Origin of the sequence: Streptomyces sp. NPDC059866, assembly GCF_042731325.1 — a bacterium.
GTDB lineage: Bacteria > Actinomycetota > Actinomycetes > Streptomycetales > Streptomycetaceae > Streptomyces > Streptomyces flavusporus.
Genome location: NZ_JBHWJT010000039.1, coordinates 48,600 through 58,301, shown reverse-complemented (window position 1 = coordinate 58,301; position 9,702 = coordinate 48,600). Strand labels below are relative to the sequence as shown.

The window sequence follows — 9,702 nt, the reverse complement described above, 5'->3', positions numbered from 1 at the left end:
GCAGTCCCGTGACCCGGCGCGCTGAGTCCGTCTCCGGCAGGCCGCACTCGCGCGGATCCAGCTGCGCCCGACGGGCCCTGAGGAAGGTGCCGAGGTGGGAGTCGGGTGTCGGTTTCATGTTCTCCAGTGTCATGCGGCCGGTCCGGGCGCGACACAGGTGTGAGGGGGCAGGTTCTTTCCCAGGCAGAAACCTGTCTCTCCCGCGGGCGAGGCAGGTGGCGGATGGTGGATGTGTGCCCGGCACGGACCGGGTGCTCCACGGCATCGTCCGTCACCGTCTTTCAGGAGTGTTGTTTCCATGGCCAGGACCCGTGTCAGTTTCGACAGCGCCGGTATCGAGATCGCCGCGCACCTCTACACCCCCGACAGCCCGACTGCCGGCCGCCGTCCGGCGCTGGTGGTCGGACACCCCGGGACCGGGGTGAAGGAACAGACCTCCGGCACCTACGCGCAACTGATGGCCGAGCGCGGATTCGTCACCCTCGCCTTCGACGCCGCCTACCAGGGCGAGTCCGGCGGCCTGCCCCGCGGACTGGAAGACCCCGCCCAGCGCATCGAGGACTTCAAGGCCGCTGTCTCCTACCTCATCACCCGCGACGAGGTCGACGCCGACCGCATCGGCCTGCTCGGCATCTGTGCCTCCGGCGGCTACTCGCTGGCTGCCACCGGCGGTGACCACCGCGTCAAGGCCGTGGCGACCGTGTGCACCGCCGAACCCGCCCGCCAGTTCCGCTACGGCGCCGACGGCTCCCAGGACCCGGCCGTCTTCCAGGCCCTCCTGGACGCCGCCGCCCAGGCCCGCACCCGCGCCGCCCGCGGCGAGGACCCCGGCGTGCTGACGATGTTCCCCGACACCGCCGAACAGGCGGGCGCCCTGGGCGGCGAGCACGGCATCGAGGGCTGGGAGTACTACTGCGGCGCCCGCGGCTACCACGAGCGCTCCGCGAAGTACCTCACCTGGGACAGCATCGACAAGATGGCCTCCAGCGACGTCTTCCGCGCCGTCCCCCTCATCGGCCCCCGTCCCATCCTGCAGATCATCGGCGAGCGCGCGGTCACCGCCTGGATGGCCATTGAGGCCCACCAGGCCGCCACCGGCCCCAAGGAACTCCACCGCATTCCCGGCGCCAGCCACGTCGACCTCTACGACAAGCGCGAATACATCGACCCCGCCGTCGACAAGCTCACCGACTACTTCACCACCCACCTCGACAAGTGACCGACTGAGGTCACGTACGGGGCACATGCCGGAGGGGCCGACAGCGTGAGCTGTCGGCCCCTCCGGCATGTGCGAGTGCGTCACTTCGCCTGCAGCGGCCCCGCGAAGGACTTGCGCAGGGACGCGGGAGCGGCCAGGGGGAGGAGCGCGGCGAGCATCTTGCCCTTGACCGTGCTCGGCTGCCGCGTCAGCTCGACGTCGACCCTGGTGCCGTCGCCCTCGGGGGCCATCCGGAAGACCCAGCCGCCGCCGGCTCCGAAGAGCTTGGAGTCGAGCGTGGTGATGGTGACCGTGTCACCGGCCGGTTGCCACTCGTAGCGCACCCGCTCCCAGGCCGCGGCGGTTCCCTCGGTGACCTCGGCCCAGGTGTCGCCGAGGTCGTGGACCTCGAAGTGGTCGGCGTCGATCGTGGGCCAGGCCTTGGCGCGGGAGGGACCGAAGTCGGTCAGCACCTCCAGCACGTCCTTGGGGCTGAGCTGGGAGACGAGGTGGAAGCGTACGACTGCCATGGGATGTCCTCACCGAGAAGTAACCGTTCTGGCTGGTGACGAAAGATTCCCATGAGGTCTCGTCACCCGTCAAGGTGGTTACTCTGGAGAGTGTTCGATCACCTGTCAGGAGGGTCACGTGAGACATGTGTTTCCGTGCGGGACGCTCACACTCGACTTCGTGGGCACCCTGCAGGAGCGGCGGGCGCCGGTTCCGATCGAGCGGATCGGCTCCCCCGGGCTGCTCGACTCCTGGTTCGTCGAGTCCGGGCTGCTCGACGAGCGGCCCGGATCCGACCAGGCGGACCTGCGCGCGGCGCGGGAGCTGCGGGAGGCGATCCACTCGCTGGTCAGGGCTCGTCTCACCGGCCGTCCCCTACCCGTCGGGGCGGTCGTCGCGGTGAACCGGCAGGCCGCCGGGGTGCCGGTGGCGATGCGGCTGGGCTCCGCGGGCACCAGCCGTTCCGGCAAGGCCGCCCAGGCCCTCACCGAGCTCGCCCGCGAGGCGGTCGAGATCATCGCCGGCGCGGAAGCGGCCCTACTGCGCGAGTGCGGACACCCCGACTGCACCCACGTCTACCTCGACCGCTCCCGGGGCCGCCGGCGGGAGTGGTGCGCGATGCGGACCTGCGGGAACCGCGTCAAGGCAGCCGCCCTGCGGGCGCGCCGCCGAAGGTGAGCGCCCCTGTCCCGGGGCGCCGCGCACATGTGTCCAGCGGGGGTGGTCCCCTCGTACGGAACCCGTCCCCGCACCCCTTAGCCGCGGTTCTCGGCCTGGAACATCCAGCTCTGCTTCTCCAGATCGGCGGTCAGGCCGATCAGCAGATCCTGCGTCACCGCGTCCGCCGGACCGGTCACCTCGATGCGTTCTCGCACCCGTTCGATGACGGCGGAGAACGTCCGCACCAGAGCGTCGACGGCGTCGACGTCCTTCGTCCAGCCCGCCGCGAAGTCGGGCACCCCACTGGTGGCGGCGATGGTGGCGGCCCGCCCGTCCGGACTGACTCCCAGTGCGGCGGCGCGTTCGGCCACCGTGTCGGCGTAGTCGCGAGCGGTGGTGACCACCTCGTCGAGCTGCAGGTGGATGGAGCGGAAGCGCGGCCCGTAGAGGTTCCAGTGCGCCTGCTTGGCCACCAGGGACAGGTCGAGCAGGTCGACCAGGGTCGCCTGCAGGGCGCTGCCCGCGATCTCGCGCTCTTTGTCCGGCAGTGGGCTGTTGATGACCGTCATGGGTGTGCGGTTCCTTTCCGGATTGTCGCCAGCGTCCCCATTGTCGGAGCCACCGGTCTGTCATGGATCAGTCGTTTGACTGCCGGTCGGACGACAGCAACAAGCACACGTGGGCGAGGTGGGCCACCGACACGTGTGCCGTGCCGACTTGTGCGGTCAGGCCCGGATCTGCAAGAGGATCGGGTTGGTCAGCGCCGCCGTCGGGCCTCACTGCAGGTCCGGAGCCATGGTGTTGCCCTTGCCGAGGGTGCCGTCCGCCTTGGGGTGGCGGACCTCGGCGCGCACGTACGCGGCGAGCGAGGCGGTGGTGCGCCACACGACCGTGCCGGTGCCGGAGGCGCCCAGCGACTCCTGGTGCGTCTGGCCCTCGTCGGTGATGAACCGCACCGTGCCGTTGGGCACTCCGGACACCTCCAGGCGCACGTCGACGGGTGTGTCCGCGGCCAACCGAAGCGTCTCGGCGATGCCGGCCGCCGCCGGCCGCGCTGAAGGCGACGGTGACGGCGGAGCACGACATGATGGCCGTCCTCCCGGCCACCGCCAACATGCTCTCCGCCACCGCCACGGGCGCCGTGCCGAACATGCCGGCCGCGACGATCGCCGCCGCCGACTTCCCCGTGGTCTTCTTCCCGGTGATGACCGGCGTGATGTGGGCCAAGCCCGCTGTCCAGCGCAACGTGGACCAGCTCCGCCTCGACGGCCACCACGTCGTCGACCCGCAGTGGGGGCAGCGCTACGACGTCGGCCTCGGCGAGTTCGTCAAGGCGCCCATGCCGCCGGCTCCGCCCCAGTTCATCGAGGTGGTCAGGGAGTTCATGCCGAAGAGCGGGCCCGTGGTCGTCTGACCGTCACCGGGAACGGTAGGCGCCGGGCGTCATGCCCGTGACCGTTCTGAACGCCCGGTACAGCTGTGCCTCGCCGCCGAACCCGCACTCGCGGGCCACGGCGGCGAGCGGGCGTTCGGGGTGCGCCAGGACCAGCCGCTGCGCGTGTGACCCCCGAACCCTGCGGATCAGCCGCGTGAGCGATTCGCCGCCCTCGGCCAGAGCGCGGTACATCGTGCGCCGGGAGACACCGCAGCCCGCGGCCACCGCGGCGGCGTCCAGGCGAGGGTCCGTGGCGTGCCGGCGTACGAACCGGTCGACACGCTCCCGCGTCAACGCCGTCGCCGACGTCTGGGGCAGCGCGCCGCCCGCGGCCCATCCCAGCGCCGCGTCCAGCAGGTCGACGGCGTGCGGCAGCAGGGCCGCCGCCGCTCCCGGGTCGTGGCCCTGCAGACGGTCGAGCCCGACGAGGAAGTCGGCGACCACCCGGCCGGGGCCCGAGGCACCCAGTTCCACGGCGGTCGCCCCGTTCAGGGAGCGGTGCGGCAGCCGGGCCCTGGCCACCTTGACCACCAGCTGGGAGAAGTCGTCCGCGAAATCCAGCGCGTAGGGGCGGGCGCTGTCGACGAAGGCCATCGCCCCGGGGGTGAGCACGGCCACGTGTCCGTTCTGCTCCAGCCTGGCCCGGCCGTGGAGCTGGATGTTGGCGAGGAGGACGTCCTCGTGGTCGCGCGCGATCAGCCGGCGCGTCCGTGCCACCTTCTGGGGGCTCGCGGTCAGCGCGGCGAACCCCACCGCGTCCAGGACGGACGTCTCGATCCGGCCCTCGAAGGCCCCGTCCGGCTCAGGACGCACCGCCACCCCGACGAACGTGTCGCAGACGACGTCGGCCCAGTAGGCGAACGTGTCGGAGGGCTCGACGTCGGCGCTGGACCACCGGGTGCGTGAACAGGCCACCGCCGGGCCCCGGTCAGAAGAGGGGGACACCGGGATCGAACCCGAAGCGGACGCGCCCGGCGGCCTCCAGGAAGGGGGCGAAGCGGTTGGCGTGCTGGAGCGCCACCATGCCGTCGCGGAAGAGCCGCTCGACGGGGTTGCCGCGGTCGATCGAGGCAGAGCCGCCGAGTTCGTACATGGCCACGAGCACCTCACGACTGACCTCTGTCGCGTGGCACATCGCGGCATGCAGGGCAGCCCGCTGGTCGAGGGTTGCGGGCTCGCCCTTCTCCCCGGCGGCGTCCACGGTCGCCGCCGCGGACAGCAACAGCAGTCGCGCCGCATGGAGGGCCGCCTCCGACCGCGCGACGGTCGCCTGGGCGCGAGCGGATTCCGCGAGCGTGCCACCGGTGAACGTGCTCTTGGACGTGGCGAGGGCGACGATCTCGTCGACGGCGCTCTGCGCGACACCGAGCACCACGGCGGAGCAGCCAGGGAAGACGAGCGCGGGGACGAAACCATGGTGGAGGGGCCGTTGGGTACGAGTCGGCACGTCGAACCGGGCGACCAGCTCGTGGGGGACCAGGACGTCGTCGACGACCACCGTGTTGCTGCCGGTGCCCAGCATGCCGCTGACGCCCCGGGTGTCCAGGACCGAGAGCTGGTCCCGGCTCAGGGCGAAGAGCCGTACGTCCGGTGCGCCCGCCTGCGTCAGTCGGGGGCTGCCGTCCTCCGCGACGACGGCGACCACGACGAGCCAGTCCGCCCGGTCGACGCCGCTGACGCGCTTCCAGGTGCCCGAGAGACGGTAGCCGCCCTCGGTCACCACCGCAGTGCCAGGCTGGTCGGCGTTTGCAAAGTTCGGATCGGGGCCGTCCGCCCAGATCCGGGCGGTGCCGGCCTCGCCGAGCAGCGCGGCGAGGAACCCCCCAGTTGGTGTTCCACACCACCCACGCCACCGAGGCGTCGAGACGTCCGAAGCCCTCGTACACCTTCAGCACTGTCTCCAGAGGTGCCTCGAACCCCCCAGCTCGCGCGGGGTGAGCAGCCGGAAGGCACCGCTGTCGCGCAGCTCCTGTATCAGCTTCCCGGGCAGATCACGACCGGCCTCCATCTCCTCGGCGGCGGCCTTGACGGAGGCCGAGAGCAGCTCGGGGAGACGCAACGGGCCGGACTCATATGTGCTCATGGGTTCTCCAACGTGGGGAATCGGCAAGGGTGAATGCCCGCATACGCTGAAGACACGTGTTTTGATCGCCGTGAGGTTCAGCGGCAGCCGCGACCGCCATGGGGAGATGAACAGATCCGAAGGCCACGTGTGCCGGCTCAGATCAGTCCCCGGGCTGCGGCCCTGACCCCCGCCTGGAAACGGGTGTCGGCTCCCAGCCTGGTCAGGACGGCGGCGATGCGCCGGGTGGCGGTCCGGGTGCTGCACCCCAGCTGGCGGGCGATGGCCTGGTCCTTCAGGCCGGCCTTGAGCATGCCGAGGAGCAGGATGTCGTCCGCGTCGAAGGTGCCGTCCGCGGCGGGCGCTGTGCCGGAGATCGGCTCGGCGCGGGCCCAGTAGGCCTCGTAGAGCTCCACCAGGGCGTCGAGCATGCCGGATGGGTGGATGACGACGAGGTCGTCGTAGACCGGGCCGGACAGCGGGACCAGGGCGACTCGCTTGTCGATGATGTGCAGTTTGAACGGCAGGGACGGCAGCAGTCTGGACTGCTCGCCCAGTTCGGCGAGTCTGAGCAGCGTGGCGAACCGTCCGGGGCGCTCCATCGACTGCGGGCAGTAGATCGAGCGCACCTCGATGCCCCGCCCCAGCCAGGCCGCCGTGATGGCGAACTCGTCCTCGTTGCTGTGGTGTCGGCCATCGGGGCGGCCCACGTAGGGCGGACGGTCGAGAGCCCACATGTGGCTCGTCGCGGAGTTGCTCAGTTCCTCGACCCGTTCCCGGATCAGCTCGCGCTCCGACAGGACCTCCACCAGATTGCGCGGATCGGCCCGCAGCCTTCCGTCGCGGTAGCGCTCGGCGATCCGGTCGATCTCCGTCCGCGCCGAGGCCAGCGCCGTCTCCACCTCGAACTGCCGCCTGGCCAGCAGGGGCAGCAGCGCGGCCTCGGGGTTCGTCGCCTGGTAGCAGCCTCCGCCGGTGGCGCGCAGGAGTCCGAGTTCCGTGAGACGGGCGACGGACCGGTGAACGTGGTCCGCCGATGTTCCCAGCGATACGGCGAGGTCCGAGACGAGCACAGGTCCCTGGTCCAGGAAGCACCGGTAGATTCGTTCATCGGGCTCGGACATGCCCAGTGCCGTAAGCACCTGTACATACCTCCGTCGGGTCGGCATCCGTTCAGGACGTGGACCACTTCTGGTTGACACCGCCGGAGCAGGACCACAGCTGGAGCCGAGTGCCGTTCGCCGTCTGGTTGTCCCGTACGTCCGTGCACTTGTCGGCCGGCGTGTTGACCAGGTCATGGCTGGAGTTCAGCACGAACCGCTGCGCCGAACTCCCGTTGCAGGTAGCCAGTTCGAGGTCCGCCCCGTCGGCCGTCGAGCCGTCCGCGAGCTGTACGCACATGCCGAGCGCGCGCATGGTCCCGCCCGTGAACGTCCAGTGCTGCGAGGCGGATTCCGAGCAGTCCCAGATCATCAGTTTCGCGCCCTGCACGGCCTTGCCGCCCACGATGTCGATGCAGCGCTGCGAGGCGTGGCTGAACACGTTCACACCCGGCACTGCGGCCGGGGCGGTCGTCTCGGTTCCGGTGGGCTCCTGCGCCGGGGCGGTGGCGCGTCGGTCGGACGGGGCGTCCTTGCTCGACGCACTGCTCTTGGGCGAGGTGGACGTGGGCTTCGCGGAACTATCGGGCTCCTTGCCGGTGCCGGTGCCGGTGCCGGTACCGGACGCGCTCACCGCGGGTGCCGGCACATCGCCGAGCCCGTCGACGACGTCTGTGCCGTAGTCACCGGAGTCGACGGCGACCGGCGCCCCGTCGCGCCTGTCGTCGTGCCCGCCGACCAGGCCCAGGGTCAGCAGGACGCCGCCCACCGCGAGCAGTCCCACGATGCCCACGACGCCGAGGGCACCACGGAATCCCTCGCGCCGGGCCTTGTCGCCGGTACGTGCGACGTCGTCGCCGGGTTTGTTCGGGGCGGCGCCGGGATCGTCGGCACCGCGGCCGGCGTTCCCCCGCGACCCGAGGGAGGAGATCTGGGCGAGCCGGGGCAGGGAGGCGCCTCTCCCGGCCGCGTCCGGCGTACGGCCGACGCTCCCCGGCGCGGCCGGCTCCGCGACACCGGCCGTGTCGCCGTCCTGGACGGGCCCGGAACCGACCGACCTGGCGCTGCCCGGGACCCTCTTGGGGAGGCCTCCCGGCGAAGGGGGCGTGTGTGGAGGCTTCATGGGTTCCTTTCCAGCGGAGCCGGAGCATGGGCGGCAGTGTCGCGGAGGGCCCGGCGGCGGGCCGCTGTATGTGAGACAGGACCGGTGCCACGCACACGAACGCCGTCCGACCTCGCGGTCGGGCGGCGTCCCGGTGGGCGGTACCCGGCTGCCGGACCTGGCTAGGCCCAGCAGCCGTTCACGGTCGCGGCGAGGCCGTCCATCGCGTCCTTGATGTCGTTCGGAGCGGCCGTGGAGCCGTTCTCGATGAAGGAGAACACCCGCCATTCGCCGTCGTCGGTCCGGGTCAGACCGCTCAGGGCGATGGCACCGGTGAGAGTGCCGGTCTTCGCCTGCACCTTGCCGACCGCGCACTGGGAGTTCGGGTCGTCGAACCGGCCCCACTCCGGGCCGAGGGTGGAGCCCGCCTCACCGGCGACCGGCAGGCCGTCCAGGACGGCGCCCAGGGTGTGCGCGTAGCGGGGCTCCGTGAGCAGTTCGAGGATCTGGGCGAGGGTGGCGGCCGGGATGCGGTCGGCCCGGGACAGGCCGCTGCCGTCGTGGATCTCGAAGTGGTCGAGAGAGACGCCGTAGCGGTGGCTGAGCACCTGGCGCACGACCTCGGTGCCGCCCTCGAAGGTGACGGGGCGTCCCGCGCCCAGGGCGGTCATCCGCAGCAGGGTCTCGGCGATGTTGTTGTCGCTGGTCTTGAGCATCTTCTTGACGATGTCCCCCAGCGGGGCCGACTTGTGGCGTGCGACGGGCACGTCGGTGCGGGCTGCCGTACGACGTGTGACGTCGCCGTCGACGGTGATGCCGTTCTCGGCGAGCAGCTCGGCGAAGGTCTGCCCGGCGTCGATGGAGGTGTCCTGGACGCCGCGTCCGTCGACGACCAGGGCGCGAACCGGGGCGACGGAGTCCGGGTAGTAGCCCTCGTTCCAGCCGTCGGCGAGGGTCGGTTCGGGGAACAGGCTGTCGTCCACGGCGATCTTCACCGAGGTCAGGCCCGCCTTCTGCAGTCCGGCGACCGCGGTCTGCGCCAGCTCGGCGAGGTCGGCGCTGGTGAGGGTGCGGTCGCCGCCGCCGACGAGGGTCAGGGTGCCGTCGCCGTAGACCACCTTGGTGGTGAAGCGGTGCTCCGGGCCGAGCACCGTCAGGGCGGCGGTCGACGTGGCCAGCTTGACGTTCGAGGCCGGCATCAGCGCGGTGGAGCCGTTGTGGTCCCACAGGGTGCTGTCGGAGTCCGCGTCGAGCACCACACCGCTCACGTCGGAGCCCAGCCGCTGGTCGAGCACCCGGGTGTCCAGGTTCGCGGCCATCTGCTGGTCGTCGGCGTCGACACCCTCGGTCGCGCCGGCCGCCGTGCCCGTCGCGCTGTTGCCGGACGCGGCGAAGGCCGAGGGTCCCGCCAGCGCGGCCGAGGCCATGGGCACCGTGATCGCGAGCACGACGGCACGCCGGACTCCCGAGCCGCCCTGTCTCATCTTGCGGTGCCGACGCCGGCCGCCCGGGACGAAGGCATTCATCTGCTGTGTTTCCTCTGCCGAGTTACTCATGGAATCCCAAGGTCCGAGTGCAGAAACGTGTGAGAAGAAGATCGGCGCGCACCCTACCACTCGTCATGTGTGGTGTCGG

Annotated in this window: 12 protein-coding genes and 1 pseudogene; 3 read left to right on the top strand and 10 right to left on the bottom strand. The window is 71.2% G+C overall.

Annotated elements, in window-relative coordinates; translation table 11 throughout:
- Positions 1–118: pseudogene (locus ACFV7R_RS39300) on the bottom strand (transcriptional regulator); the annotation flags it as partial.
- A gap of 180 nt (positions 119–298) precedes the next feature.
- Here ACFV7R_RS39300 and ACFV7R_RS39295 point away from each other — a divergent pair.
- Positions 299–1,219 (top strand): alpha/beta hydrolase, encoded by a 921-nt coding sequence (locus ACFV7R_RS39295; RefSeq protein ID WP_385273096.1) that lies wholly within the window; start codon positions 299–301, stop codon positions 1,217–1,219.
- An 80-nt stretch (positions 1,220–1,299) separates the two neighbouring features.
- Here the strand turns inward: ACFV7R_RS39295 and ACFV7R_RS39290 are convergent, their stop codons facing one another.
- On the bottom strand, positions 1,300–1,728 hold the full coding sequence (locus ACFV7R_RS39290) for a hypothetical protein (RefSeq protein WP_385273093.1): 429 nt from the start codon (positions 1,726–1,728) through the stop codon (positions 1,300–1,302).
- 118 nt (positions 1,729–1,846) lie between these two features.
- Between ACFV7R_RS39290 and ACFV7R_RS39285 the strand changes: the two genes are divergently transcribed.
- Positions 1,847–2,386, top strand: a complete 540-nt coding sequence (locus tag ACFV7R_RS39285; RefSeq protein ID WP_385273090.1) for a CGNR zinc finger domain-containing protein — start codon at positions 1,847–1,849, stop codon at positions 2,384–2,386.
- Between the two features lie 77 nt (positions 2,387–2,463).
- Here ACFV7R_RS39285 and ACFV7R_RS39280 read toward each other — a convergent pair whose 3' ends face one another.
- Together ACFV7R_RS39280 and ACFV7R_RS39275 are read right to left on the bottom strand one after the other, a co-directional pair.
- On the bottom strand, positions 2,464–2,937 hold the full coding sequence (locus ACFV7R_RS39280; protein WP_385273087.1) for a DNA starvation/stationary phase protection protein: 474 nt from the start codon (positions 2,935–2,937) through the stop codon (positions 2,464–2,466).
- A gap of 207 nt (positions 2,938–3,144) precedes the next feature.
- On the bottom strand, positions 3,145–3,384 hold the full coding sequence (locus ACFV7R_RS39275) for a hypothetical protein (RefSeq protein WP_385273084.1): 240 nt from the start codon (positions 3,382–3,384) through the stop codon (positions 3,145–3,147).
- Positions 3,385–3,452: 68 nt separating this feature from the next.
- On the opposite strand from ACFV7R_RS39275, the gene ACFV7R_RS39270 reads away from it, so the two are divergent.
- Positions 3,453–3,782: a flavoprotein gene (locus ACFV7R_RS39270; RefSeq protein ID WP_385273081.1), complete on the top strand. Its 330-nt coding sequence runs from the start codon at positions 3,453–3,455 to the stop codon at positions 3,780–3,782.
- Positions 3,783–3,785: 3 nt separating this feature from the next.
- On the opposite strand, the gene ACFV7R_RS39265 is transcribed toward ACFV7R_RS39270, so the two are convergent.
- From ACFV7R_RS39265 to dacB, 6 genes are all read right to left on the bottom strand, one after another.
- Positions 3,786–4,748 carry an AraC family transcriptional regulator gene (locus tag ACFV7R_RS39265; protein WP_385273078.1) on the bottom strand — a complete coding sequence of 321 codons (963 nt, stop codon included), beginning with the start codon at positions 4,746–4,748 and terminating at the stop codon, positions 3,786–3,788.
- Positions 4,732–5,523 (bottom strand): acyl-CoA dehydrogenase family protein, encoded by a 792-nt coding sequence (locus tag ACFV7R_RS39260; RefSeq protein WP_385273075.1) that lies wholly within the window; start codon positions 5,521–5,523, stop codon positions 4,732–4,734. The genes ACFV7R_RS39265 and ACFV7R_RS39260 overlap by 17 nt, the downstream gene beginning before the upstream one ends.
- 168 nt (positions 5,524–5,691) lie before the next feature.
- Positions 5,692–5,886, bottom strand: a complete 195-nt coding sequence (locus ACFV7R_RS39255) for a hypothetical protein (protein ID WP_385273072.1) — start codon at positions 5,884–5,886, stop codon at positions 5,692–5,694.
- 137 nt (positions 5,887–6,023) lie between these two features.
- Positions 6,024–6,989 carry a transcriptional regulator gene (locus tag ACFV7R_RS39250; protein ID WP_385273069.1) on the bottom strand — a complete coding sequence of 322 codons (966 nt, stop codon included), beginning with the start codon at positions 6,987–6,989 and terminating at the stop codon, positions 6,024–6,026.
- A 49-nt stretch (positions 6,990–7,038) separates the two neighbouring features.
- On the bottom strand, positions 7,039–8,088 hold the full coding sequence (locus ACFV7R_RS39245) for a ricin-type beta-trefoil lectin domain protein (RefSeq protein ID WP_385273066.1): 1,050 nt from the start codon (positions 8,086–8,088) through the stop codon (positions 7,039–7,041).
- Positions 8,089–8,249: 161 nt separating this feature from the next.
- Entirely contained in the window at positions 8,250–9,593 is a 1,344-nt protein-coding gene (gene dacB, locus ACFV7R_RS39240) for a D-alanyl-D-alanine carboxypeptidase/D-alanyl-D-alanine-endopeptidase (protein ID WP_385273063.1), read from the bottom strand.
- Between the last annotated feature and the right edge of the window lie 109 nt (positions 9,594–9,702).